General features: G+C 72.6%; 22 protein-coding genes. 11 read left to right on the top strand and 11 right to left on the bottom strand.

The features are described from left to right. Positions 1-12: 12 nt before the first annotated feature. Complete coding sequence (locus tag R4Z63_RS24315) at positions 13-849, bottom strand: Fpg/Nei family DNA glycosylase (protein WP_384453862.1); 837 nt, start codon at positions 847-849, stop codon at positions 13-15. Between the two features lie 186 nt (positions 850-1,035). Here R4Z63_RS24315 and R4Z63_RS24320 point away from each other — a divergent pair, with 186 nt between their 5' ends. Next, positions 1,036-1,743 (top strand): NADPH-dependent F420 reductase, encoded by a 708-nt coding sequence (locus tag R4Z63_RS24320; RefSeq protein WP_384453865.1) that lies wholly within the window; start codon positions 1,036-1,038, stop codon positions 1,741-1,743. Here R4Z63_RS24320 and R4Z63_RS24325 read toward each other — a convergent pair whose 3' ends face one another. After that, complete coding sequence (locus R4Z63_RS24325) at positions 1,744-6,333, bottom strand: ATP-dependent helicase (RefSeq protein WP_384453868.1); 4,590 nt, start codon at positions 6,331-6,333, stop codon at positions 1,744-1,746. A gap of 80 nt (positions 6,334-6,413) precedes the next feature. Between R4Z63_RS24325 and R4Z63_RS24330 the strand changes: the two genes are divergently transcribed. The 3 genes from R4Z63_RS24330 (at position 6,414) to R4Z63_RS24340 (ending at position 8,356) form a co-directional block, all read left to right on the top strand. Next, the gene (locus R4Z63_RS24330; protein WP_384453871.1) at positions 6,414-7,256 is read left to right on the top strand and encodes an AraC family transcriptional regulator; all 843 of its coding nucleotides are present in this window, start codon (positions 6,414-6,416) and stop codon (positions 7,254-7,256) included. 105 nt (positions 7,257-7,361) lie between these two features. Further along, positions 7,362-8,051, top strand: coding sequence for an AzlC family ABC transporter permease (locus R4Z63_RS24335; RefSeq protein WP_052031351.1), 690 nt, complete (start codon positions 7,362-7,364; stop codon positions 8,049-8,051). Continuing rightward, positions 8,048-8,356: an AzlD domain-containing protein gene (locus R4Z63_RS24340; RefSeq protein WP_037929870.1), complete on the top strand. Its 309-nt coding sequence runs from the start codon at positions 8,048-8,050 to the stop codon at positions 8,354-8,356. The genes R4Z63_RS24335 and R4Z63_RS24340 overlap by 4 nt, the downstream gene beginning before the upstream one ends. On the opposite strand, the gene R4Z63_RS24345 is transcribed toward R4Z63_RS24340, so the two are convergent. Continuing rightward, complete coding sequence (locus R4Z63_RS24345; protein ID WP_384453875.1) at positions 8,325-9,296, bottom strand: hypothetical protein; 972 nt, start codon at positions 9,294-9,296, stop codon at positions 8,325-8,327. The genes R4Z63_RS24340 and R4Z63_RS24345 overlap by 32 nt on opposite strands. A 156-nt stretch (positions 9,297-9,452) precedes the next feature. On the opposite strand from R4Z63_RS24345, the gene R4Z63_RS24350 reads away from it, so the two are divergent. Both R4Z63_RS24350 and R4Z63_RS24355 read left to right on the top strand, forming a co-directional pair. Further along, complete coding sequence (locus R4Z63_RS24350; protein WP_037929867.1) at positions 9,453-9,647, top strand: DUF3046 domain-containing protein; 195 nt, start codon at positions 9,453-9,455, stop codon at positions 9,645-9,647. A 123-nt stretch (positions 9,648-9,770) separates the two neighbouring features. Continuing rightward, the gene (locus R4Z63_RS24355) at positions 9,771-11,033 is read left to right on the top strand and encodes an AI-2E family transporter (RefSeq protein ID WP_078557158.1); all 1,263 of its coding nucleotides are present in this window, start codon (positions 9,771-9,773) and stop codon (positions 11,031-11,033) included. On the opposite strand, the gene R4Z63_RS24360 is transcribed toward R4Z63_RS24355, so the two are convergent. Continuing rightward, a complete protein-coding gene (locus R4Z63_RS24360; RefSeq protein WP_384453878.1) occupies positions 10,987-11,742 on the bottom strand; it encodes a Clp protease N-terminal domain-containing protein in 756 nt (251 codons plus the stop codon). The two genes, R4Z63_RS24355 and R4Z63_RS24360, sit on opposite strands and share 47 nt — an antisense overlap. Positions 11,743-11,854: 112 nt before the next feature. Between R4Z63_RS24360 and R4Z63_RS24365 the strand changes: the two genes are divergently transcribed. Further along, positions 11,855-12,505, top strand: a complete 651-nt coding sequence (locus R4Z63_RS24365; protein ID WP_384453881.1) for a class I SAM-dependent methyltransferase — start codon at positions 11,855-11,857, stop codon at positions 12,503-12,505. Here the strand turns inward: R4Z63_RS24365 and R4Z63_RS24370 are convergent. Both R4Z63_RS24370 and R4Z63_RS24375 read right to left on the bottom strand, forming a co-directional pair. After that, the gene (locus R4Z63_RS24370) at positions 12,495-13,538 is read right to left on the bottom strand and encodes a S66 family peptidase (protein WP_384453884.1); all 1,044 of its coding nucleotides are present in this window, start codon (positions 13,536-13,538) and stop codon (positions 12,495-12,497) included. The genes R4Z63_RS24365 and R4Z63_RS24370 overlap by 11 nt on opposite strands. An 87-nt stretch (positions 13,539-13,625) precedes the next feature. Beyond that, entirely contained in the window at positions 13,626-14,681 is a 1,056-nt protein-coding gene (locus R4Z63_RS24375) for a PP2C family protein-serine/threonine phosphatase (RefSeq protein ID WP_384453887.1), read from the bottom strand. Between the two features lie 237 nt (positions 14,682-14,918). Here R4Z63_RS24375 and recA point away from each other — a divergent pair, with 237 nt between their 5' ends. Together recA and recX are read left to right on the top strand one after the other, a co-directional pair. Next, entirely contained in the window at positions 14,919-16,031 is a 1,113-nt protein-coding gene (recA, locus tag R4Z63_RS24380; RefSeq protein WP_037929854.1) for a recombinase RecA, read from the top strand. Between the two features lie 3 nt (positions 16,032-16,034). After that, the gene (gene recX, locus R4Z63_RS24385) at positions 16,035-16,601 is read left to right on the top strand and encodes a recombination regulator RecX (RefSeq protein ID WP_037929851.1); all 567 of its coding nucleotides are present in this window, start codon (positions 16,035-16,037) and stop codon (positions 16,599-16,601) included. Between the two features lie 215 nt (positions 16,602-16,816). Here recX and R4Z63_RS24390 read toward each other — a convergent pair whose 3' ends face one another. The 5 genes from R4Z63_RS24390 to R4Z63_RS24410 form a co-directional block, all read right to left on the bottom strand. Then, on the bottom strand, positions 16,817-18,409 hold the full coding sequence (locus R4Z63_RS24390; RefSeq protein WP_052031341.1) for an FAD-dependent monooxygenase: 1,593 nt from the start codon (positions 18,407-18,409) through the stop codon (positions 16,817-16,819). Positions 18,410-18,594: 185 nt separating this feature from the next. Beyond that, positions 18,595-19,488 carry an amino acid ABC transporter permease gene (locus R4Z63_RS24395; RefSeq protein WP_037929848.1) on the bottom strand — a complete coding sequence of 298 codons (894 nt, stop codon included), beginning with the start codon at positions 19,486-19,488 and terminating at the stop codon, positions 18,595-18,597. Then, positions 19,485-20,159, bottom strand: a complete 675-nt coding sequence (locus R4Z63_RS24400) for an amino acid ABC transporter permease (RefSeq protein ID WP_037929845.1) — start codon at positions 20,157-20,159, stop codon at positions 19,485-19,487. Before R4Z63_RS24400 ends, R4Z63_RS24395 begins: the two co-directional genes overlap by 4 nt. 83 nt (positions 20,160-20,242) lie before the next feature. Next, positions 20,243-21,094, bottom strand: coding sequence for a glutamate ABC transporter substrate-binding protein (locus tag R4Z63_RS24405; RefSeq protein WP_384448267.1), 852 nt, complete (start codon positions 21,092-21,094; stop codon positions 20,243-20,245). Positions 21,095-21,212: 118 nt separating this feature from the next. Then, positions 21,213-21,998 carry an amino acid ABC transporter ATP-binding protein gene (locus tag R4Z63_RS24410; protein WP_037929838.1) on the bottom strand — a complete coding sequence of 262 codons (786 nt, stop codon included), beginning with the start codon at positions 21,996-21,998 and terminating at the stop codon, positions 21,213-21,215. Between the two features lie 365 nt (positions 21,999-22,363). Here R4Z63_RS24410 and R4Z63_RS24415 point away from each other — a divergent pair, with 365 nt between their 5' ends. After that, positions 22,364-23,068 (top strand): response regulator transcription factor, encoded by a 705-nt coding sequence (locus R4Z63_RS24415; protein WP_037929835.1) that lies wholly within the window; start codon positions 22,364-22,366, stop codon positions 23,066-23,068. A gap of 10 nt (positions 23,069-23,078) precedes the next feature. Next, a complete protein-coding gene (locus tag R4Z63_RS24420; protein WP_384448271.1) occupies positions 23,079-24,491 on the top strand; it encodes a sensor histidine kinase in 1,413 nt (470 codons plus the stop codon). The last annotated feature ends 15 nt before the right edge of the window (positions 24,492-24,506 follow it).

Raw genomic sequence — 24,506 nt, forward strand, 5'->3', positions numbered from 1 at the left:
TCTGATGGGGCGTCAATCGTCGTGCTCCATCGGCCGGCCAGGACCGGGTGCCGCGCCGGGAGCGGGCCCCGGCTGGCAGCGGGGGCACCAGTAGGTGGGACGGCCGTCCTGGGGGGCCTCGCGGACGGGAGTGCCACAGCGCAGGCAGGGCCGGTGGGCGCGGCCGTAGACGAAGAGATCCTGGCCGGGGCGGCGGATGCCGGTGGTGTTGCGGTGTCCGGGCCGGTCGCCGGTGTTCGCCGCCAGGAGCCGGTGGGCGGCGGCGGCGATTCGGGGCAGCTTGGCCTCGGGAAGCTCGCCGACCGGGGTCCAGGGGGTGACCTGGGCCAGGAAGCAGAGCTCGGCCTTGTAGATGTTGCCGATCCCGGCGAGGTTGCGCTGGTCGAGGAGGGCTTCGCCGAGCGGGCGCTCCGGGGCGGCCAGGAGGTTGGCGGCAGCACGGCCGGGATCCCAGTCCGGCCCGAGGATGTCGGGGCCCAGGTGGCCCACGGCACGGTCCTCCTCGGCGGTGCGGATCAGCTCCAGGACGGGGAGGCGGTAGCCCACGGCCGTGTGCCCGGCCGTGCCGAGGACGCAGCGGATCTCGTGGGCGGGGCCGCCGCGCCACGTCTCGCCGGCGGCGAAGACGTGCCAGGCACCGTCCATGCGGAGGTGGCTGTGCAGGGTGAGCCCGCCTTCGAAGCGGGTGAGGAGGTGCTTGCCGCGCGGGGTGACGTCGAGAGTGACGCGGCCGGTGAGGTCCGCCGTGGCGAAGCGGGGGACGCGCAGGTCGCTCCGGGTCAGCTCACGGCCTGCCAGGACCGCGTGCAAGCGGGTCGCCGCGCGCCGGATGCTGTCGCCTTCGGGCATGCACCCATTGTCCCCCCGGGCGGGCCGTCGACCCGGGGCACGGGCCGGCGCCCGGCGGTCCCTCGGCCACCCCGGCGATGCGCTCCCACCGGTTCCAGCCGTGTCGGCGGGTTCTGCAGGCTTTCCCGGTCGCGGTGGTCAGGCTCCTTCCCGGGGGACGACACCACCCAGAAACGGAGCAACACGATGAAGATCGCAGTCCTCGGAACCGGCGCGGGCGGGCGCGCGCACGCCGCCAAGCTGCTCGGCCTCGGGCACGAGGTGTACGTCGGCACCCGCGACTCCCAGGTGACCTTGGGCCGCACCGAGCCCGACTTCATGGGTGTCGAACCCTTCGGCCAGTGGCTCGCCGACTACCCCGGCATCGAGCTGCGCACCTTCGGCGACGCCGCCGCGGCCGCCGACTTCGTCATCAACGGGATCGACGGGGCCAGCTCCGTCGGAGTGCTCACCGGCATCGCGGAGCACCTGGCGGGCAAGACCCTGATGGACTACGCCGTCCCGTTCGTCTACAACCCCGAGCAGGCCCACCCCTGGCCCACCCCCTGGGGGGTGATGCCCGCCCTGGATCCGGTCGACCACGACAGCCTGGGGGAGCGGATCCAGCGCGCGCTGCCGAAGACCCGGGTGGTCAAGGCGGGCGTCACCCAGGAGCAGGAGACCGTCGTGGATCCGCGGGCCGTGGCGGGCGGCGACCACACCATGTTCATCGCGGGCGAGAACCCCGAGGCAAAGGCGGAGGTCACCAGCCTGCTGCGGTCCTATGGCTGGCAGGACGTCCTCGACCTCGGTCCGATGGTGAGCTCCCGAGGCATGGAAATGTACGCCCACATGCACAGCGCCATCCAGTTCGCGCTCGGCGGGGCCCGCTTCGGCGTCAAGGTGATGCGCTGATCACTGCCGTAGGCGCAGTCCCCGGGGTGTGGCGTGGAACCCGGCCGCTTCGAGCGGAGGCCCGAGCGGCGAGGTGAGCGCGGCCGCGGTGTTGATCCGTTCCACCGTCAGCGCCGGCAGGGTGCCCGCACGGCAGCCGGCGGCGAGGACGGCGACCGCCGCGGTCAGCCGCGGATCCTCCGGGCCGGCCCAGGCCAGCAGGGTCCTGCCGCCCCGCTCCAGGTAGAGCGTGAGCTCCCCGTCCACCAGAACCACCAGGGAGCCCGCCTTGCGGCCCGGCTTGTGGGTCGCGCCCGCCGGGGGCTCGGGCCACGGTAGGGCCGCGCCGTAGGCGTTGGCCGGGTCGGCGGCGGCCAGCACCACCGCCGCCAGCGGGGGAGGGGTCCGCTCGGCGGCCCGGAGCCGGTCGACCGCGCCGTCCATCGCGAACTGGGCCGCGCCCAGTCCCTCGACCACATAGCCCCGACGGGCCTGGCCGCTGTCCTCGAAGGCCGACAGCACGCGGTAGACCGCGCTGAAGCCCCCCTCCACGCCCTCCGCCGCCACCGCGCCCCGGGTCACCACCCCGTGCCGGTCCAGCAGGGTGCGGGCCAGGGCGTGGGCGCGGTGGGTCGGGTCGGGCGCGGGGGACGGCAGCAGCGACCAGCGCCCGGAGACCGTGGGAGGGCCGGTGCGGGACACCGTCGCGCTCAGCGTGCCGTACCGGCCGCGCGGCACCGTGCGCCGCGCCCGGTGGGCGGTGGAGCCCGCCGTGCGACCCGACCCGAGCAGCGAGCGCAGCGGGGCGAGGGTGTCGTTGGTGAGCCGGCCCGACCAGGACAGGTCCCACACCGCCTCCGACAGCGCGATGTCCGACACCTCGGGAAACTCGGCGCGTACCGCCTGCGAGATCTGCCGGAAGAACAGACCGTACCCGCCGGAGAGGGCCGTCAGGACCGCCTGCTGGAGGGGGCTCGGGTCCAGTGGGTGTGGCGGCGGTAGGAGCAGCGGTGCGGCGTCCGCCAGGTAGAGCGACACCCAGCCATCCTTGCCCGGGAGAGTTCCCGCTCCCGCCCAGACCACCTCGCCGGTGGTGGTCAGCTCGTCCAACAGGGCGGGGGAGTAGCCGGTCACCCGGGACGGCAGGATCAGCCGCTCCAGTGCGGAGGCCGGCACCGGGGCGCCCTGGAGCTGCTCGACCGCCCGGGCCAGGCCGTCGAGGCCGCGCAGCGCTCCCCCCAGATGCTGCCACTGAGGCAGGAAGGTGGCCAGCGACGCCGGAGGGACCGGTTCCAGCTCCTGGCGGAGCGCGGCGAGCGAGCGGCGGCGGAGCCTGCGCAGCACCGTCGCGTCGCACCACTCCCGGCCGATGCCCGCCGGATGGAACTCACCCTGCACCACCCGCCCCGCAGCCGCGAGACGGTTCAGGGCACCCTCGGTCACCGCCGCGCCCAGACCGAACGCGGAGGCCGCGGCGGCCGTGGTGAACGGCCCGTGGGTGCGGGCGTACCGGGCCAGGAGGTCTCCCAGCGGGTCCTTGACCGGCTCGGTGAACGCCTCCGGGACACCGACCGGCAGCGCGGTGCCCAGGGCGTCTCGCAGCCGGCCCGCGTCCTCGACCGCCGCCCAGTGGTCCGCGCCGCCGATCCGCACCCGGATGGCGCGGCGGGCCGCGGCGAGCTCCTGCGCCCAGGCAGGCTCCGCCCCGCGCGCCGCCAGCTGGTCCTGCGTCAGCGGGCCGAGCAGACGCAGCAGGTCGGCCACCGACTCGGCGTCCTTGGCCCGCCGGTCCTCGGTGAGCCACTGGAGCTCGCGCTCCAGCTCCTCCAGCACCTGCGCGTCGAGGAGCTCGCGCAGCTCCGCCTGCCCGAGCAGTTCGGCCAGCAGCCGCGAGTCCAGCGACAGCGCGGCCGCCCTGCGTTCGGCCAGTGGGGAGTCGCCCTCGTAGAGGAACTGGGCCACGTAGCCGAAGAGGAGGGAGCGGGCGAAGGGGGACGGTTCCGGGGTGGTGACCTCGACCAGCCGGATCCGGCGCGCTTCGATGTCGCCCATCAGCTCGGTCAGGCCGGGGACGTCGAAGACGTCCTGGAGGCATTCGCGTACGGCTTCCAGCACGATCGGGAAGGAACCGAACTCCGAGGCCACCTGGAGCAGTTGCGAAGCGCGCTGACGCTGCTGCCACAGTGGGGTGCGACGGCCGGGACTGCGGCGCGGCAGCAGCAGGGCGCGGGCCGCGCACTCGCGGAACCGGGAGGCGAACAGCGCCGATCCGCCCACCTGGTCGGTGACGATCTGGTGGACGTCACCGTGGTCGAAGGCGACGTCGGCCGCGCCCAGCGGCGCCTGCTCGTCGTCGAACTCGAAGGCGGGCGGGCCCGCGGGGTCGTGGTCCAGCAGATCCATGGACAGCAGGTCCGCGTCCGGCAGGCGGAGCACGATGCCGTCGTCGGCGTGCATGACCTGCGCGTCCATGCCGTACTTCTCGGCCAGGCGGGCACTCAGCGCCAGCGCCCACGGGGCGTGCACCTGCGCGCCGAACGGCGAATGGATCACGACCCGCCAGTCGCCCAGCTCGTCGCGGAACCGCTCCACCACGATCGTCCGGTCGTCGGGGACGTGGCCGCAGGCCGCGCGCTGCTCGGCGAGGTACGCCAGCACGTTCTCCGCGGCCCAGGCGTCCAGGCCGGCCGCCACCAGCCGCAGTCGGGCGTCTTCCGCGCCGAGGGCGCCGAGCTCGCGCAGGAACGCGCCCACCGCGCGGCCCAGTTCCAGCGGGCGGCCCAGCTGGTCCCCCTTCCAGAACGGCAGCCTGCCCGGCACCCCGGGGGCGGGCGTCACCAGGACCCGGTCGCGGGTGATGTCCTCGATCCGCCAGGAGGTGGTGCCCAGCGTGAAGACGTCTCCGACACGGGACTCGTAGACCATCTCCTCGTCGAGCTCGCCGACCCGCCCGCCGCCCTTCTTGGGGTCCGAGCCGGCCAGGAAGACCCCGAAGAGCCCGCGGTCGGGGATGGTGCCGCCGGAGGTGACCGCCAGGCGCTGGGCTCCCGGTCGGCCGGTGACGGTCCCCGCCACCCGGTCCCAGACCACGCGCGGCCTCAGCTCGGCGAACGCGTCCGACGGATAGCGGCCGGCCAGCATGTCGAGCACCGCCGTGAACGCCGATTCCGGAAGCGCCGCGAACGGCGCCGCCCGACGGACCAGCGCGAGGAGGTCGTCCAGCTGCCAGGTGTCCATCGCGACCATGGCGACCAGCTGCTGCGCCAGCACGTCGAGGGGGTTGGAGGGGATGCGCAGGGACTCGATCGCCCCGGTCCGCATCCGCTCGGTGACCACCGCCGCCTGGACCAGGTCGCCCCGGTACTTGGGGAAGACCACCCCGGTGGAGACCGCGCCCACCTGGTGCCCGGCCCGGCCCACCCGCTGGAGCCCGGACGCCACCGAGGGCGGGGACTCCACCTGCACCACCAGGTCCACCGCACCCATGTCGATGCCCAGCTCCAGGCTGGAGGTGGCGACCACGGCCGGCAGCCGGCCCGCCTTCAGGTCCTCCTCGACCAGCGCCCGTTGTTCCTTGGACACCGAGCCGTGGTGAGCCCGGGCCAGCAGCGGCGGGGCACCCAGGGCCGCACCCGACTGGGCCATGACCTCGGCCGGCGAGGAGTGCTCGGGCAGCTTCTCGCCGACGGCCCGTTCGTACGCGATCTCGTTGAGCCGGTTGCACAGCCGCTCGGCGAGGCGGCGGGAGTTGGCGAACACGATCGTCGACCGGTGCGCCTGCACCAGGTCCGCGATCCGCTCCTCCACATGGGGCCAGATTGACGGCGCGTCCCCGCCCTCCCGGCCCTCCGACGCGGGGGAGCCGCCCAACTCGCCCATGTCCTGGACCGGTACGACCACCGACAGGTCGAACTCCTTCGCCGACGGCGGCTGGACGATCTCCACCGTGCCGCGCGGCGCGAGGTAACGGGCCACCTCGTCCACCGGGCGGACCGTCGCCGACAGCCCGATCCGGCGCGCCGGGCGGGGCAGCAGCTCGTCCAGCCGCTCCAGGGACACCGCGAGGTGCGCGCCGCGTTTGGTCCCGGCGACGGCGTGCACCTCGTCCACGATGACCGTCTCGATCCCGGTCAGCGCCTCGCGCGCCGCCGAGGTCAGCATCAGGAACAGCGACTCCGGCGTGGTGATGAGGATGTCCGGCGGCCGCGTGGCCAGCGCCCGCCGCTCCGCCGCCGGGGTGTCCCCCGAGCGGATCCCCACCCGGATGTCCGGCTCCGGCAGCCCGAGGCGCACTGACTCCTGCCGGATCCCGGTCAGCGGGCTGCGCAGATTCCGCTCGACGTCGACCGCGAGGGCCTTCAGGGGCGACACGTACAGCACCCGGCAGCGCTTCTTCGAGTCGGCGGGGGGCGGGGTCGAGGCGAGCCGGTCCAAGGCGGCGAGGAACGCGGCCAGGGTCTTCCCCGAGCCGGTGGGCGCCACCACCAGCACATCCGAGCCCGCCCCGATCGCCCGCCAGGCGCCCTCCTGCGCACCGGTGGGCTCAACGAAGGCGCCCGTGAACCACGAGCGGGTCGCGGGGGAGAACGAGTCGAGCGCAGCGCCTGCCATGCCCCCATCGTGCACCCGGCCACTGACAACGCCCCGGACCTGGGCAAACACGCGCCGGCGGCGGGGCGCAGAATGGGGGGATGGGGACGGCGGACGGCCACCGGGAGTGGGCACGGCACTGGCAGTACGAGGAACTGCCCGGACTGGACCTGCTGCGCGCCCGCTACGTCCGCCACACGTTCCCGCGCCACGCGCACGACGGCTACGTCATCGCGGCCGTCACCGGCGGCATCGAGGAGGTCGGCCTGCCCGGCCACGTCGTGCGCGCCGGACCGGGCAGCGTGGTCCTGATCAACCCCGAGGTGCCCCACACGGCGCGCGCCGGTGCGCCCGAGGGGTGGGCGTACGCCACCCTCTACCCCTCCCGCACACTGATCGCCGAGGTCGCCGCCGAGGTCGGCACCCTGCGTGGCACCCCCGGCTTCACCGCGGACGTCGTCGCCGACCCGCAGGCCTCGCGCACGATCACCGAGGTGCACCGGGCCGCCGAAGCCGGGAACGCGCTGGCCGCCGACAGCCTTCTGCGGGGTGTCGTCGCCCGGATGCTGACCCGGTACGCGGGACCCCTGCCGGCCCGTACGCCCCGAGCCTCGGGCGGCGCCGACGCGGCGGCGGCCCGGGCCGTGCTGGAGGAACGCCTCGCCGCCCCGCCGTCCCTGGAACAGCTCGCCGCGGAACTGGGCACGAGCCCGTTCGCCCTGCTGCGGGCCTTCCGGGACCGGTACGGGATGCCGCCGCACACCTGGCTGACCGACGCCAGGGTCCGGCGGGCGCGGCGGCTCCTCGACGCCGGCACCCCGCCGGCGGAGGCGGCGGTGGCCGTCGGCTTCACGGACCAGCCCCACCTGAACCGCCACTTCACCCGCATCGTGGGGGTCCCGCCGGGCGCCTACCGTCGGGAGCGGGTCCGGCCGGGGGCGTAACCCGGGGCGCCGCGCCGGTCGCGCGCAAGAACGTACAAGACCCATCCCGCCGGGCCCGCGTAGTTTCGGGGCGTGGGAGAGAAACAGCTGGTCACAGAGCCAGAAATAAGGGAGACAGCAGCCCCCGGCGGGCGGCCGCGGGCCGCGGTCGTACGGGACGCGCTCGGGGTGGGGGTCGCCGTCGGCCTATCCGGGTTCGCCTTCGGCGTGACGGCGGCCGGAGCCGGCATCAGCACCCTGCAGGCCTGTGTGCTGAGCCTGCTCGTGTTCACCGGGGCCTCGCAGTTCGCCCTGGTCGGGGCCCTGGCCGCGGGAGGCAACCCGTTCACGGCCGCCGCCGGGGCCTTCTTCCTCGGTACCCGGAACGCCTTCTACGGGCTGCGGCTGTCGCAGCTGCTCCGGCTACCCCGAGCCGTACGGCCCCTCGCCGCGCACTGGGTGATCGACGAGACCACCGCCGTGGCGCTGGCCCAGCCCGACCGGAAGTCGGCCCGGCTGGGCTTCACCGTCACCGGGCTCACCCTCTACGCGCTGTGGAACCTCACCACCCTGCTCGGCGCGCTGGGCGCCGAGGCGATCGGCGACACCCGTGCCTGGGGGCTGGACGCCGCCGGACCCGCCGTGTTCCTGGCCCTGCTCGCACCGATGCTGAGGACGGCCACCGAGCGTGCGGTCGCCGCCCTCGCGCTCGTCCTCGGGTTGGGATTCCTGCCCGTGCTGCCCGCCGGTGTGCCGGTACTGATCGCGGCCCTGGCCGCCCCCGCCGTGCTCTGGATGAAGGGACGCCGTTCGTGAACGTCTGGATCGCCATCGGGCTCACCGTCGTCGGCTGCTACGCCGTGAAGTACGCGGGGCTGCTGGTCCCCGCCGGGGCGCTGGAGCGGCCCCTGGTGCGCCGTCTGGCCGCGCTGCTGCCGGTCGCGCTGCTCGCCGCGCTCACGGCCCAACAGACCTTCAGCACCGGGTCCGCCCTGGTCGTCGACGCCCGCGCCGCCGGGCTGGCCGCCGCGGGCATCGCGCTGCTGCTGCGGGCCCCGTTCCTGGTCGTGGTGGCGGCCGCCGTCGCCGTTACCGCGGGGGTACGGGCCCTGGGAGGCTGACCCGCGCCGGAAGGCGCCCGTAGGCCCGCAGGGTCAGCAGGGCCTCCAACGTCGCGATCGGCCGCCGCTCCAGGGAACTCCCCGGCGCCCAGGCCTCGCGGCGGACCGGCCAGCCGCCGTCCTGCTGCTGTCCGGCGGCCAGGAAGTCCAGCGAGCGGCGCATCTCCTCGTCGGTGAACCAGCCGCGGGCCAGTGACCCGGGCCGCCGCGCGAAGTCGTGCGGGAACAGCTGCTCGCCCGGCGCGTAGCCCGGAGCCGGCGGGAACTCGGCCCGCCGCCGCGGGTCGAGTACGACCAGTCGCTGCTCGCGCGCCAGCCGTCCCAGCCGGTCCGCGGCGGCTGCGGCGCGGGACCGGTCGGGGACTCCGTCGAGGAAGGCCACGGCGCTCTGCACCTCGTACGGATGCGAGCGGTGCAGGTTCTCGACCCGGTCCCAGCAGAAGTCCGTGGCCCGGAAGAGCCAGGCGTGCCAGACGCGGTTGCGGTGCAGCAGGCCGACGACCGGGCCGGTGGTCAGCAGCTCGCCCGGCGGTTCGTCGTACACCGGGTGGTAGGGGGCGGCGGGGTAGCCGGGGCGGGCCGGAAAGACCACCGGAAGGGCGCCCTCCGGGGTGGAGACCCCGGTCAGGTGGCGGCAGAGCCGCTCGATGCGCTGTCCGCCGCAGCGTCCCAGGCTGTCCAGCACCCGCAGCGCGTGCGCCGTGTGCAGGGGCTGGCTGAGCGGGCCGCGCAGATCCGGATCGAGCGCGTGGCCGTAGCCGCCGTCGGGGTTGAGGTACGAGCCGAGCGCGGTGTCCACCGCGTCGGCGTCCCCGCCGAGGAAGTGGAACGCGAAGCGCCGTTGCTCCAGGACGCGGGCCGTGAGCCACATGAAGCGCTCGGCTCGGGCCAGAGCGGGCTGCGGGTCCGACGCGGGCGGAGGGGACTGCGTGGAGGGCATGGCCGGTGTGGGGTGTGCGGCCTGTGGGGATCGCGGGGATCGCGGGCTTTGTGGGGAAGCTTCGTCTCCGGGCATGCGTGCAACGTAGGGCGCGATCGCGGAGGGGCGTGGCGCGAACGCCGGCGGTGCACTCTCCCGGGGCGGGATACTGGGGGCATGCGGTTGACGATTTTCTGGGAGCGGATGGCCGAGCACTTCGGCGCCGGCTACGCCGACTCCTTCGCGCGGGACCACGTCATGGCGGAGCTGGGCGGCCTGACCGTCCACCAGGCCCTGGAGGCGGGCTGGGAGACCAAGGACGTGTGGCGCGCGGTGTGTTCGGCGATGGACGTGCCGGCCTCGCTGCGCTGACGCCCTGCGGCGGCTGGGCGGGAGGACAGCGCCTTTCGCCGTACGGGCCGCTGGTGGGACAGACTGGGCTGCGTGGGAGCCACCGAAGACACGACCGACCAGCCCGCAGCCGTCCAGGGCGCGCTGCCCCCGCCTCGGGCAGCCGATCCCGGCGCCGCACCGGTCGCCTCCGGAACGGATCCGGACCCGGCGGCGGGCGCGGGGCCGGCGGGCAGCGGGGCGGCCCGGCCCGCCGATCCGGTCCCGCCGCAGGGTCCTGCCGGCCCGGGCGGGCCACCGGCCGGGGGAGACGGGCGCATGCCGCGCTGGCTGCCGCGCGCCGTGGTCCTGGTCCTGGGCCTCGTCGCCTGCTTCCAGCTCGGCAGCTGGGCCTTCCACCAGCTGACCGGGCTGCTCGTCAACATCCTGATCGCGTTCTTCCTCGCGCTCGCGATCGAACCCGCCGTCGCCAGGATGGCGGCCGGCGGCATGCGCCGCGGGTTCGCCACCTTCCTGGTGTTCACCGCGGTGTTCGTCGTGTCCGTCGGGTTCCTCGCGCTGCTCGGCTCCCTGCTCGCGGGGCAGATCGTCGCCATGGTGGAGGGCTTCCCGGGCTACCTCGACTCGGTGATCAACTTCATCAACTCCACCGTCCACACCGATCTGTCCCGGCTGGAGATCCAGGAGAGCGTGCTGCGCTCCGACTGGCTGCGCAAGTACGTGCAGAACAGTGCGTCCGGCGTGCTCGACGTGTCCGCCACCGTGCTCGGCGGGCTCTTCAAGCTGCTGACGATCGGCCTGTTCTCCTTCTACTTCGCCGCCGACGGACCGCGGCTGCGGCGCGCGCTGTGCTCCGTACTGCCGCCGGCGAAGCAGGCGGAGGTGCTGCGGGCCTGGGAGATCGCCGTGGCCAAGACCGGTGGCTACCTCTACTCGCGCGGGCTGATGGCGCTGATCTCGGGCGTCGTGACCTACATCGTGCTGGCCGTCCTGGGGGTGCCGTACGCGCCCGCGCTCGCCGTGTGGGTGGGGCTGGTCTCGCAGTTCGTCCCCACCATCGGAACCTACCTCGCGGGCGCGCTGCCGGTCCTGCTCGCCTTCACCGTCGACCCCTGGTACGCGCTGTACGTCCTCGCCTTCGTGGTGATCTACCAGCAGTTCGAGAACTACATGCTCCAGCCGAAGCTGACGTCGAAGACCGTCGACATCCATCCGGCGGTGGCCTTCGGATCGGTCATCGCGGGCACCGCCCTGCTGGGCGCGGTCGGGGCGCTGATCGCCATCCCGGCCGTCGCCACGCTGCAGGCCTTCCTCGGCGCCTACGTCAGGCGCTACGAGCTGACGCGGGACGCGGACTCCTCTACGTCCCGTCCGCGTCGCGGAGTACGACTGCCAGGGCTTCGCTGACGCTCGCCTCCGCGGCGGCCTTGTCCAGGCCGAGGCCGCTCAGCAGGCCCTCGCCGTTCTCCAGCTCCAGGAGCGCGAGCAGGATGTGCTCGGTGCCGACGAAGTCGTGGCCCAGGCGCAGGGCCTCACGGAAGGTCAGCTCCAGGGCCTTCTTCGCCGAGGCGTCGAAGGGGACGAGGGCGGGGATCTCGTCCTGGGCCGGCGGGAGTGCGGCGGCCGCGGCGGCCCGTACGTCGTCCGGCGAGACCGACTGGGCGCGCAGGACGAGCCCCGCGAGGCCGTCGGCCTCGGCCATCAGGCCCAGGACCAGGTGCTCGGTGCGGATCTCGGCGTTCCCTGCGGCGCGGGCCTCGTTCTGCGCGGTCACGACCACGTTGCGGGCGCGCGGGGTGAAGCGGCCGAAGCCCGCGTTCGGGTCGAGGGCGTCGGCGCCCTCCTTGTCCGCCTTGGGGACGAAGCGCTTCTGGGCCGCCTGGCGGGTGACGCCCATGCTGCGGCCGATGTCGGTCCAGGAGGCGCCCGAGCGGCGGGCCTGGTCGACGAAGTGGCCGATGAGGTGGTCCGCGACGTCCCCGAGGGCCTCGGCGGCGACGACGGCGCCGCTGAGCTGCTCCAGGGGGTCGGTGTGGACCTTGTTGATGGCCTCGATCAGGTCGTCGAGGCGTACCGGATGGGTCATGCGAACGGGTTCCACCGAAGGGTTCGTCATGGGTGCAACCCTAGGTTGACAGTCGAAGGAGTGTCAACCCTGGGTTGTCATTCCACGGCTGCCGCTCCGGCGCCGCTGGTGCCATGCTGGGACCACGGACTGGGAGGCTGCGATGGGTTTCTACGCCGAACGGATCGTTCCGCGGATCGTCGACCTCGCCTGCGGGGCGCGCGGCGCCCGGCCGCTCAGGCGGCGCGTCTGCGCCGGCCTGGCCGGGGAGGTCGTCGAGATCGGTTTCGGCTCCGGCCACAACGTGCCCTTCTACCCGCCGGGCGTCACCGGGGTGGCCGCGATCGAGCCCTCCGACGTGGCCTGGGAGCTCGCCGCCGACCGGATACGGGCCTCCCGGGTCCCGGTGCGGCGGGCCGGTCCGGACGGCCGGTCGCTGCCCTTCGAGGACGCCACCTTCGACGCGGCGCTGTCCACGTGGACGCTGTGCACCATCCCGGATCCGCTGGCCGCCCTGCGCGAGGTGCGGCGCGTGCTCAAGCCCGGATGCGGCCTGCACTTCGTCGAGCACGGCCTGGCGCCGCAGGGGGACGAGCGCGTGCGCCGCATGCAGCGGCGGATCGAACCGCTGAACAAGCGGCTCTGCGGCGGGTGCCACCTCACCCGGCCGACCGTCGACCTGCTGACCTCCGCCGGGTTCGTGATCACGGAACTCGACGTCTTCTATGAGGAGCGCGCGCCGAAACCCCTCGCCGCCGACTCGCTCGGCGTCGCACGCTCGCCCGTGCCCGGCGCAGGGCCGCTCAGTAGCTGACGGTGATCCGCCGGGCGGGTCCGTCCACCCGGATCCGCCCGCCCACGGGGATCACGAGTTGCGGGTCGGTATGGCCGAGGTCCACATCGAAGACGGCCATGACGTCGGGGGCGTACTGCCGCAGTGCACGCAGGACGGCCTCGCGCTGCTCCTTGCGGTACCGCTCCTTCTGCCCGGCGTCGAACCGGTTCTCGAACGACCAGCTCTTGGCCCGGCCCATCAGCAGCGCGGGGAACTGCCGCAGCAGTCCGCGCTCGCCCATGTTCCGGAGCATCCGGTAGACCTCCTCCGCGCGCGGCATCTCCTCGGAGGTCTCCAGGAAGAGCACGTCGCCCGCGTACTCTTCGGCGGGCAGTACCGCACGGTCGGCCGCCATCATCCAGGAGAGGACCTCCAGGTTGCCGCCCCAGCCGGCGCCCTCGACCACGCGGTCGCCGTTGTGCCAGGTCCAGCCGTAGGAGCGTGCCATCGGCGGCTCGGACTCCAGGCTGAGCGGGTCCTCCCAGGGCAGGTTGACGTCCCCGTACTCGCCTGACCGGCTGAGCTCGTACGCGCCCGAGGTGAACAGTGCGGCCCGGAGCGAGTCGGCGGTGGCCGGGTGCATCGCGCCGGGTCGGCCGAGCTCGACCATGACCGAGGCGCCGTGGTAGGCGACGATGCCCAGGTTCCGCAGGAACAGTAGGAGGTTGGTGTTGTCGCTGTAGCCGAAGAACGGCTTGGGGTTGGCCCGCAGCAGATCGCCGTCGAGGTGGGGGAGGACGGTGATCTGGTCGTCGCCGCCGATGCTGGCGATCACCGCCCTGATGTCGGGGTCCGCGAAGGCGGCGTGGATGTCCGCGGCCCGCTCCTCGGGCGTCGCGCCCATCTTCCGCGTGGTCGGGTACTCCACGGGCTCCAGCCCGAAGTCGTCACGGAGCCTGCGCAGCCCCAGCTCGTAGGGGAGCGGGAAGAGGCCGGGCAGCCCGGCCGAGGGGGACAGGACGGCGACCCGGTCCCCGGGTCGGGGCTTGGGCGGATACAGCAATTCGATCATCCGGCGATCGTAGGGGACCCGTGCGCGATGCGCCCCGTGCCCCGTGCGCCCCGTGACCGTGGGCCGGCGACCTGGAGGGCGCGCGGCCTACGGGGGATCCGCGGCCAGGGGGCCGCGCAGGCGGACGGCCAGGGCCGCGATGTCGTCGTCGAGACGCCCCCTGCTGTAGCGCAGGAGGTCGCGGTGGAGGGCCTTGAGGAGCGCTTGCGGCGGAGTCGGGGGCTGGCTGCCCATCCACGTGGCCAGCGGGAAGAACTCGCCGTCGCGGGCGCGGGCCTCGGCGATCCCGTCGGTGTAGAGGAGCAGCAGGTCGTCGGGGGCGAAGTCGAAGCTGTCGATGCTGTACCGGTCGCCGATCAGGTCCGCGAGGCTGAGCAGCGGCGACGGGGCGGTCGATTCGAGGGTGCGCAGCCCGCGGCGGTTCAGGAGCAGTGGCGGGGGGTGCCCGCAGTTGAGGACGTCGATGCGGCCGCCCTCGTGCGGGATCTGGACGAGTAGGGCGGTGGCGAAGCGCTCCATCGGCCCCTCGGGCGGGAAGGCGGCGTTGTAGCGGGTGCTGCTGGCGTCCAGCCGGCGGGCGACCTCGACCAGGTCGGGCTCGCCGTAGGCGGCCTCCCGGAAGGCGTTGACGATCGCCGCGGCGGCCCCGACCGCCGGCAGGCCCTTGCCGCGCACGTCACCGATGAGCAGTCTGACGCCGTGCGGGGTGTCGGCCACCTCGTAGAAGTCCCCGCCGATGCTGGCCTCCGCCGCGGCCGCGAGGTACAGGGATTCGATCTCGATCCTGCCGAGGAGGCGCGGCATGGGGCTGAGGACCACCTGCTGCGCCGCGTCGGCGACGAGTCTGACCTGGAAGAGCGTGCGCTCCCGCTGGAGCCGGACGTGGCTGCCGTACGCGGCGGCCACGGTGACCGCGATGATCCCCGCGCACGTCCACCACGTGCCGAGGTCCGGGAAGATGAAGCTGAGGCCGATCATCAGGATGAGGCAGACGGTCCCGAGCAGGACGGTGGGGAGCACGGTCCACATCGCGGCGGCGAGGGCCGGCGCCGCGGGTAGGAGGCGGCTGAAGGCCATCTCCGGCGGAGTGTTGTATGCCAGGCCGGCGATGACGATGGTCAGGATGACCGGCGACAGCCGCACGAGCCTTCCCGGGCCGGGGCGCCTACGGAGTCGTGGCCGTCCAGACTCGATCACACTCCATAGGATATCTGCGTAATCAGGGCATAGCGCTCTGGGTGTGGCGAGCTTGACAGGAAAATCGAACATCCATTCTGATGGGTTATCCACAGCCGAACCGGTCGTGGAGGCGCATTGTCAGTGGCAGGCATTAGCGTCAATGGCGTGAAGCGATCGACTCAAGCAAACCGGGTGGAACCCATGGCAGGCACCGACCGTGAGAAGGCTCTCGACGCCGCTCTCGCACAGATTGAACGGCAATTCGGCAAGGGCGCGGTCATGCGTCTCGGCGACAAGCCGAACGACCCCATCGACGTCATCTCCACCGGGTCGACGGCGCTGGACATCGCCCTGGGCGTCGGCGGGCTGCCGCGCGGCCGCGTCGTCGAGATCTACGGCCCGGAATCCTCCGGTAAGACGACCCTGACCCTCCACGCCGTGGCCAATGCGCAGAAGGCCGGTGGCACCGTCGCCTTCGTGGACGCCGAGCACGCACTCGACCCGGAGTACGCCAAGGCCCTCGGCGTCGACACCGACAACCTCATCCTGTCGCAGCCGGACACCGGTGAGCAGGCACTGGAGATCGTGGACATGCTGGTCCGCTCCGGTGCCCTCGACCTGATCGTCATCGACTCCGTGGCGGCCCTCGTGCCGCGCGCCGAGATCGAGGGCGAGATGGGCGACTCGCACGTGGGTCTGCAGGCCCGCCTGATGAGCCAGGCGCTCCGGAAGATCACCGGTGCCCTCAACCAGTCCAAGACCACCGCGATCTTCATCAACCAGCTCCGCGAGAAGATCGGCGTGATGTTCGGCTCGCCCGAGACCACGACCGGTGGCCGCGCGCTGAAGTTCTACGCCTCGGTGCGCATCGACATCCGCCGCATCGAGACGCTGAAGGACGGCACGGAGGCGGTCGGCAACCGCACCCGCTGCAAGGTCGTGAAGAACAAGGTCGCGCCGCCGTTCAAGCAGGCCGAGTTCGACATCCTCTACGGCCAGGGCATCAGCCGCGAGGGCGGCCTGATCGACATGGGCGTGGAGCACGGCTTCATCCGCAAGGCCGGCGCCTGGTACACGTACGAGGGCGATCAGCTCGGCCAGGGCAAGGAGAACGCCCGCAACTTCCTCAAGGACAATCCGGACCTCGCGAACGAGATCGAGCGGAAGATCAAGGAGAAGCTGGGCGTGGGCCTCCGCAAGGACGGCGACGACGCGGCCGCTGCCACACCCGCCGCCCCCGCCGATGCCGCGGCCGCGCCCGCACCGGCATCGAAGGCCAAGACGGCGGCCAAGGCCGCCGTGGCCAAGAGCTGACCCGTGCTCGGGCAGGAAGCGGGCGGCAGGAGCCGAGGAGGCGGTGAGGGCCGCCAGGAGCTGCCGCCCCAGACCCCCGAGGAGCAGGCGCGGGCCATCTGCCTGCGCCTGCTCACGGGGAACCCGCGTACCCGGCGCCAGCTCGCGGACGCCCTGCACAAGCGGGGCATCCCCGACGAGGTGTCACAGCAGGTCCTCTCCCGTTACGAGGAAGTGGGCCTGATCGACGACGCGGCGTTCGCCGGAGCCTGGGTCGAGTCCCGCCACCGCGGCCGGGGCCTGGCCCGCCGCGCGCTCGCCCAGGAGCTCCGGACCAAGGGGGTGCACGCCACCCTCGTGGAGGAGGCCCTGGGCCGGCTGGACTCCGACCAGGAGGAGCAGACCGCCCGCGAACTCGTCGAGCGCAAGCTCCGATCCACCCGGGGCCTGGAGCGGGAGAAGCGGATCCGGCGGCTGGCCGGAATGCTCGCCCGCAAGGGATACCCGGAAGGCATGGCCCTGAGAGTGGTCCGCCGCGCACTGGAAGCGGAGGGCGAGGACGCCGACGACCTCGGGTATCCGGGGGACTGAGTCGCGCGCGGCCCGGGGCGGGCGCAGCCCTCGGGCCGGACGCCGGGCGACCCCCACGACACGGGGAGCGCCGCGCCGCCCACGAGAGCGTGCGCACCTCCTCGGGGGTGGGGCCGCCGAAGTGCCCCGCCCGGAGCGCCCCGAGTCCCGCGGGCCCGTGGAGGCGGGGAACGCGGTGGCCGTGGGACCCTGGCCGAGATGCGGCCCGCACACGGTCAGTCGATCACGACGGTCGGTGTCGGTGTGGGCGTCTGCGGCTTCGAGGCCGCGGGTACCCGGGAGGCGGGAGCACCGGCCCGGACGGCGTCCGCCGCCTCGTAGAGCTCTGCCGGGCGGACCCCTGCGAAGGTCGCCGCCAGATGCCCGTCCGGTCGCACGAGGAGCACGGTGTGCGCCGGGGCGCCGGGGTAGCTGTCGGCGACGAGCAGGTCGGTGCGGACGGGCAGGGCGCTGACCGCGGCGGCCAGGCGGGGCATCAGCCCGGCGCCCATCCAGTGGCGCCGGTCCCACACCCCGGTGCCCGGGGCCACCAGCACCACCAGCAGCCGGCCCTGGCCCAGCAGGTCCCGCAGCGGCACCGTCGCCCCGTCGGGTGCGGTGACCGGGACGTTCGCGACCGGCCCGCCCGGTTCCGTGGCCGTCGGTACCTCGCGCACGGCGACGGGCGGGGCGTACGCCGGCTCCGCGCCCAGCGGCCCCCGGCCCAGATGGCCGTCGGTCAGCAGGGACTCGGCGGAACGTGAGGCTCCCGGAAGGTAGTTGCGCAGACCGCTCCCGGTCCGCAGCGTCGGCATGGCCTGGTCGGCCGCGCGCAGCCGGGCGGCCACCGCGGTGCGCCGTTCGTCCTCATAGCTGTCGAGCAGAGCCGCAGAGGCGCCCTGGTGCCAGGCCAGGGAGAGCTTCCACGCCAGGTTCTCGGCGTCCCGGAGCCCCTCCTCGACGCCCTGGGTGCCGAGCGCGCCCAGCAGGTGCGCGGCATCGCCGGCGAGGAACGCCCGCCCGTCCCGCCAGCGCCGGGCCAGCCGGTGGTGCAGGGTGTGCACGCCGGTGTCGAGCAGGTCGTACGGGGGAGTCGTACCGCCGCACCACTGCGCGAGGGTGTCGCGGATCAGGGTGACCAACGCGTCGGGGGTGACGAGCTCGCCGCGCGCCGGGAGCAGCCAGTCCAGCCGCCAGACCCCGTCGGGCAGCGGCCGCGACGTGACCTCCTGCGGCGCGCTGCGGTGCAGCAGGGCCTCGCCGGGCCAGGGCAGTTCGGTGCGCAGCGCGGCCACGGCGTGGCGTTCGACGGCGGTACGGCCCGGGAAGCGGATCCCGAGCAGCTTGCGCACGGTGGAGCGGGCCCCGTCGCAGCCGACCACGTAACTTCCGCGCCACCAGGTGGTCTCGGCGCCCCGGGTGTGCGCGGTGACGCCCCGGTCGTCCTGTTCCAGGGAGTCCAGCTTGCTGTCCCAGACCAGCTGGACGAGGGGGTGCGCGGCCGCGGAATCGCGCAGTCCGCGCGCCAGAGCGTGCTGAGGGACGTGCAGGGGCGCGGGATGGTCCTCGAAGGTGAGCCGTTGGGCGTCCCGGCCGCGCCGCATGGTGCGCCAGGCGGCGAAGTACGCCGCCTCGTCGCGCAGGGTCGTGCAGCCCAGCCGGTGCGCCATGGCCGCCGTGTCCGCGTGGAGGACGACCGTGCGGGCTGGCCGTACCTCGTCCTTGCCGGGCCGCTCGTCGAGCACGACGGAGGGCACGCCCGCGCCCGCGAGCGCCAGGGCCAGGGACAGTCCGACGGGCCCCGCGCCGACGACGATCACCGGGTCCACGGCGCGGCTCCCGATGTCCGGTATGTGATCACAGAACGTATGCAACCCATTGGAGGTGTCTGCGTCAAGTGACACCCGAGGGCGCAACGCAGCGTGGTGCGGCGGATGTGTTCCGCCGCACCACGCTGGATAGGCACCATGGCTGACCGGACGTCAGGCCTCGGGGGCTGCCGGTCGGGGTACCGTCAGGCTCCGGCCGCGGTGTTCGCCCCGGGGACCGGGTCGTCGACCTCTTCCGCGCCGAGCACCGCACCGGTGCTCTTCTTCGACCCCCGCAGCCGCTTCTCCAGCCAGGAGGCCAGAGTGGTCAGGGTGAAGTTCACCACGATGTAGATCAGGGCGATCACGAGCATCGTCGGGATCGTGTTGCTGTAGTTCGCCGCGATCTGCCGGTTCATGGAGAGCAGTTCCGCGAAGCCGAGCAGGGCGCCGCCGAGCGCGGTGTCCTTCAGGATCACGACCAGCTGGCTGACCAGCGCCGGCAGCATGGCCGTGACGGCCTGCGGCAGCAGCACGTGGGTCATGGTCTGGCCCTTGCGCAGGCCGATGGCCTTCGCCGCCTCCGACTGCCCCTTGGGGAGGGAGAGCACGCCCGCCCGGACGATCTCTGCGATGACGGCCGAGTTGTAGAGGACGAGGCCCGTGACCACGGCCCAGAACGGCCGGGTGTCGGAGGGGACGTCCATGAGCTGCGGGGCGTACAGCGCGCTGCTGAACAGCATCAGCATCAGCACCGGGATGGCGCGGAAGAACTCCACCCACGCGCCGACCGCTGCCCGGACTCCGGCGTGGTCGGACAGCCGGCCGATGCCCAGGGCCGCACCGAGCGGGAGGGCGATCACCATGGCCAGCGCACCGGCCTTGAGGGTCTCCACCAGACCGGGAATCAGGTACGTGGTCCAGACCCGGCTGTCGGTGACGAAGGGGGTCCACTTGTCGGCGTCGAGCTGGCCCTTCTCGCCCATGAGGGACAGCGCCCACCACAGGGCGAGACCGAACAGGACGACGAAGATCCCGCTGTAGATCCAGTTGCGCACCTTGGCCCGGGGGCCGGGGGTGTCGTACAGCACGGAGCTCATCGCTTCACCGCCACTCGCTTGGCCACCCAGCCCAGCAGCAGACCGGTGGGGAGGGTCAGAAGAACGAAACCGAGGGCGAACACCGCAAAGACGGCGAAGACCGCCTGGGCCTCGTTCTCCAGCATCTCCTTCATCAGCAGCGCCGCCTCGGCCACGCCGATGGTCGCCGCCACCGTGGTGTTCTTGGTGAGCGCGATCAGTACGTTGGCGAGCGGTGCGACGACCGCCCGGAAGGCCTGGGGGAGCACGATCAGCGTGAGCACCTGGAAGAAGCTCAGCCCCAGTGCGCGGGCCGCCTCGGCCTGGCCGACGGGCACGGTGTTGATGCCGGCGCGCAGGGCCTCGCAGACGAAGGTGCCGGTGTAGGCGACCAATCCGAGGACCGCGAGCCGGAAGCCGGTCTCCTTGAAGGTGGTGCCGCCCAGATCGATCCCGAGGGTCTGGCTGAGACCCAGCGAGCAGCCGATGACCAGCAAGGTCAGCGGAGTGTTGCGCACCAGGTTGACGTACGCGGTACCGAAGCCCCGCAGCAGCGGGACCGGGCTGACCCGCATTCCCGCCAGGACGGTGCCCCAGATCAGGGACCCGACCGCCGAGTAGAGGGTGAGCTGAACCGTCACCCAGAAGGCTCCGAGCACGTCGTACTGCCCGGAATCAAGAAAATCGAACACGATGCCCTGCGCTCTCCCCAGGATGGCCGGTGAGGTGCGCCGCCGCCCGAGGCAGGCGGGCGGCGACGTCCCTCACCGATGAATCAGCTGCCTTCGGTGATCTGCGGAGCAGGCTCGTTCTTGTAGTTGGCCGGGCCGAGGTTCGCGTCCACCGCCTTCTGCCAGCTGCCGTCCTCGACCATCTTCTTGAGCGCGGCGTTGATCTTGGTCTGGAGCTCCTTGTCGCCCTTCTTCAGGCCGATGCCGTAGTTCTCGTTGCTCATGCTCAGACCGACGAGCTTGAACTTGCCCTTGTTCTGCTCCTGCGCGGCATAGCCGGCCAGGATCGAGTTGTCCGTGGTGAGGGCGTCGACCTTGCCGTTCTCCAGGCCGGTGAGGCACTCGGAGTAGCCGCCCTGCTCCAGCAGGTCGGCCTCGGGGGCCAGGGTCTTCTTGACGTTCTGTGCCGAGGTGGAGCCGGTGACCGAGCAGAGCTTCTTCTTGTTCAGGTCCTCGACCTTGGTGATGCTCGTGTCGTCCGCGCGGACCAGCAGGTCCTGGTGCGCGAGGAAGTACGGGCCGGCGAAGTCGACCCGCTCCTTGCGCTTGTCGTTGATCGAGTAGGTCGCGACGATGAACTTGACGTCGCCGTTGGAGAGCAGGTTCTCGCGCTCGGCGCTGACGGCCTGCTTGAACTCGATCTGGTCGGGCTGGTAGCCGAGCTCCTTGGCGACGTAGGTCGCCACGTCGACGTCGAAGCCCGTGAACTTGCCGTCCGGGGTCTTCAGGCCGAGACCGGGCTGGTCGTACTTGATACCGACGACGATCTTGTCCTTGGCGCCACCGGACGCACCGCCGTCAGAGGCGGCGTCCTGCTTGCTGCCACCACACGCGGTCGCGGTCAGGGACAGGGCGACGGCGACTGCCGCGGCCGCGGCGGCCTTGGAGATCTTCATGGTGAACTTCCCTCGGATGAGACGTTGTTGAACGACGAGCGACGCTTGCGGCGCACGCACGGCCGACAGGAACCCGTCCGGCGGTGATCCGCACACGGATCACTACCAGACGTAAACCTCAGTGGTGCAGGATCTTCGACAGGAAGTCCTTCGCCCGATCACTGCGCGGGTTGCTGAAGAACTGCTCGGGGGTGGCCTCTTCGACGATCTTTCCGTCGGCCATGAAGACGACCCGGTTCGCCGCGGAGCGGGCGAAGCCCATCTCGTGCGTCACGACCACCATGGTCATCCCCTCGCGGGCGAGCTGCTGCATGACCTCCAGCACCTCGTTGATCATCTCCGGGTCGAGGGCCGAGGTGGGCTCGTCGAAGAGCATCACCTTCGGCTCCATCGCCAGCGCGCGGGCGATGGCCACGCGCTGCTGCTGGCCGCCGGAGAGCTGGGCCGGGTACTTGTCGGCCTGGGTGCCGACGCCGACCCGCTCCAGCAGGGACACCGCCTTCGCGCGGGCCGTGGCCTGATCGGTCTTGCGGACCTTCAGCTGGCCCAGCATGACGTTCTCCAGCACCGTCTTGTGCGCGAAGAGATTGAAGGACTGGAACACCATGCCGACGTCGGCGCGCAGACGGGCGAGCTCCTTGCCCTCGGAGGGCAGCTCCTTGCCGTCGAGCGTGATGGTGCCCGAGTCGATGGTCTCCAGGCGGTTGATGGTCCGGCACAGCGTGGACTTGCCCGATCCCGAAGGACCGATCACCACGACCACCTCGCCGCGGGCAATGCTCAGATCGATGTCCTGAAGCACGTGCAGCGCGCCGAAGTGCTTGTTGACGTTGCTCAGCACGACCAGGTCGTCCGCGGTACCGGCCGCGTCCTGAACGTCCTTGGTCACTGATACTCCGCTCATCGGCTTCTAGCTCCGTCCTCCTCGGTTGGGAGGACAGTAGTGACGACCCGCGCACAACGTCATCACATCTGAGGGAGAATTGAGCATAACGATCCGGCCTCCGACGGATACGCTCCGTGCGCGGCCCCGGCGTGGTCGATCATGCGCGCGTACCGGGTGCATAACGGAAGGCTCGCCGCGGCGGAACCCCCTTGACGTGGGACTCCGCATCGGCGTGGATGCAGGGTGGCCTTTTCTGCGGCCGTGCGTCCGGCACCGACCTGCCGCGCGGGCCGGGAAACCGCAAGGACCGTGACCCCCGACCGAGACCACGGCCGAGATTCGGGTACCGGTCGACCGAGAAAGAATGAGGAAAGGGGGACGACATGAGACTGCTGCTCGTCGAGGACGACGACCACGTCGCCGCCGCCCTGTCCGCGGTCCTCGCCCGGCACGGCTTCCAGGTCACCCACGCCCGCAACGGCGAGGAGGCGCTCCAGGCGCTGCTGCCCGCCGGCGCCCCGCCCTTCGGCGTGGTCCTGCTCGATCTCGGCCTGCCCGACCAAGACGGCTACGAGGTGTGCGGCAAGATCCGCAAGCGCACCGCCACGCCCGTCATCATGGTCACCGCACGGGCCGACGTACGCTCCCGGATCCACGGCCTGAACATGGGAGCCGACGACTACGTCGTCAAGCCCTACGACACCGGCGAGCTCCTCGCCCGCATCCACGCCGTCGCCCGGCGCACCGGGGCCTCCGAGGAGGCGCTCGCCACCGGAACCGGTGCTCCCCCCACCGTCCGCCTCGGCCCCGTCAGCATCGAGCTGCCCACCCGCCGGGTCAGCGTGGACGGCATCGACGTACCCCTCACGCGCAAGGAGTTCGACCTGCTGGCCCTGCTCGCGCAGCGGCCCGGTGTCGTCTTCCGGCGCGAGCAGATCATCAGCGAGGTGTGGCGCACCAGCTGGGAGGGGACCGGGCGCACCCTGGAGGTCCACGTCGCCTCGCTGCGCTCCAAGCTGCGCATGCCCGCCCTGATCGAGACCGTCCGAGGGGTGGGCTACCGGCTCGTCGCCCCCACCGCCCCCTAGGGACCCTGCCGTGCGCGCACGTCTGCTGCCCCTGCTCGTCATCCTGATGGCGGGCACGCTCCTCGCGCTCGGCTTCCCGCTCGCGGTGTCCCTCGCCGCCGGGCAGCAGCAGCGGGTCGTGGTCGACCGCATCGACGACAGTGCCCGCTTCGCCGCCCTCGCCCAGTTCGTCATCGACGCCGAGGGGGCCGGTTCCACCGGCGCCGGCGAGCGCCGGGACCTCCTCCAGCTCGAACTCGCCCGCTACCAGGAGCTGTACGGCATCCGCGTCGGGGTCTTCCTCCGCGACGACCACGCCCTGGCGCGTTCCCCCGGCTGGTGGCAGCTCCCCGAATCCGGCGAGGGCCGCCGTGCCTTCAAAGAGGCGCTCGCCGGGCGCCGCAGCCACGACCCGCCGCAGGTGTGGCCCTGGCAGACCAACGGAAAGCTGCTCGTCGTCTCCCCGGTCGTCCTCGACGGCGACGTGGTTGCGGTCGTCGCCACCGAATCGCCGACCGACCTCATGCGCGGCCGAATCCTGACGGGCTGGCTGCTCATCGCCGGCGGCCTCGCGGCCGCGATGCTGGTCGCCTTCGGCGCCGCCCTGCGGCTCACCAGCTGGGTGCTCAAGCCCGTACGGACCCTGGACGCCGCCGCCCACGGCATCGCAACCGGGCGGATGAACTCCAGGGTCGCGGCCGCCAGCGGACCGCCGGAACTACAGCGCCTGGCCCACTCGTTCAACGAGATGGCCGACAACGTCGAAGAGGCGCTGGAGCAACAGCGGGCCTTCGTCGCCGACGCCTCGCACCAGTTGCGCAACCCGCTCGCGGCGCTGCTCCTGCGCATCGAACTGCTGGCCCTCGAACTGCCCGAGGGCAACGAGGAGATCGCCTCCGTGCGGACCGAGGGCAAGCGCCTGACCCAGGTCCTGGACGACCTCCTCGACCTCGCGCTGGCCGAGCACGCCTCCGCCGAGATCAGCCTCACCGACGTCGGCGCGCTGGCGGCGGAGCGGGTCGCCGCCTGGCGGCCGTACGCCGAGGAGAAGGGCGTCCGGCTCGCCGAGGGGGGCCGGACCGCCGTCACCGGCTGGGCGGACCCCATCGCGCTGTCCAGCGCGCTCGACGCCGTCATCGACAACGCCCTCAAGTTCACGCCCGCCGGCGAGGAGGTCGAGGTGTCGGTCTCGGCCGAGGGCCGCTCAGTGCGCGTCGTCGTCGCCGACCGCGGGCCCGGCCTCACCGAGGACGAGCTGCAGCGCGTCGGCGACCGCTTCTGGCGCAGCGGCCGCCACCAGAACATCAAGGGCTCCGGACTCGGCCTGTCGATCTCCCGGGCCCTGCTGGCCGCGGGCGGCGGGACCCTCGCCTACGAGACGAACCCGCCGCACGGACTGCGCGTGACCGTGACCGTCCCGCGCACCGGCCCCGAGGCCTCCTGACCCCCGGCCCGATCC

It is taken from the genome of Streptomyces sp. PL-29, assembly GCF_058344425.1.

Excerpts from the sequence above, each read along its gene's own strand:
- R4Z63_RS24315 (WP_384453862.1), bottom strand. The coding sequence starts at position 849 with ATGCCCGAAGGCGACAGCATCCGGCGCGCGGCGACCCGCTTGCACGCG.
- R4Z63_RS24320 (WP_384453865.1), top strand. The coding sequence starts at position 1,036 with ATGAAGATCGCAGTCCTCGGAACCGGCGCGGGCGGGCGCGCGCACGCC.
- R4Z63_RS24325 (WP_384453868.1), bottom strand. The coding sequence starts at position 6,333 with ATGGCAGGCGCTGCGCTCGACTCGTTCTCCCCCGCGACCCGCTCGTGG.
- R4Z63_RS24330 (WP_384453871.1), top strand. The coding sequence starts at position 6,414 with ATGGGGACGGCGGACGGCCACCGGGAGTGGGCACGGCACTGGCAGTAC.
- R4Z63_RS24345 (WP_384453875.1), bottom strand. The coding sequence starts at position 9,296 with ATGCCCTCCACGCAGTCCCCTCCGCCCGCGTCGGACCCGCAGCCCGCT.
- R4Z63_RS24350 (WP_037929867.1), top strand. The coding sequence starts at position 9,453 with ATGCGGTTGACGATTTTCTGGGAGCGGATGGCCGAGCACTTCGGCGCC.
- R4Z63_RS24360 (WP_384453878.1), bottom strand. The coding sequence starts at position 11,742 with ATGACGAACCCTTCGGTGGAACCCGTTCGCATGACCCATCCGGTACGC.
- R4Z63_RS24365 (WP_384453881.1), top strand. The coding sequence starts at position 11,855 with ATGGGTTTCTACGCCGAACGGATCGTTCCGCGGATCGTCGACCTCGCC.
- R4Z63_RS24370 (WP_384453884.1), bottom strand. The coding sequence starts at position 13,538 with ATGATCGAATTGCTGTATCCGCCCAAGCCCCGACCCGGGGACCGGGTC.
- recA (WP_037929854.1), top strand. The coding sequence starts at position 14,919 with ATGGCAGGCACCGACCGTGAGAAGGCTCTCGACGCCGCTCTCGCACAG.
- R4Z63_RS24395 (WP_037929848.1), bottom strand. The coding sequence starts at position 19,488 with ATGAGCTCCGTGCTGTACGACACCCCCGGCCCCCGGGCCAAGGTGCGC.
- R4Z63_RS24405 (WP_384448267.1), bottom strand. The coding sequence starts at position 21,094 with ATGAAGATCTCCAAGGCCGCCGCGGCCGCGGCAGTCGCCGTCGCCCTG.
- R4Z63_RS24410 (WP_037929838.1), bottom strand. The coding sequence starts at position 21,998 with ATGAGCGGAGTATCAGTGACCAAGGACGTTCAGGACGCGGCCGGTACC.
- R4Z63_RS24415 (WP_037929835.1), top strand. The coding sequence starts at position 22,364 with ATGAGACTGCTGCTCGTCGAGGACGACGACCACGTCGCCGCCGCCCTG.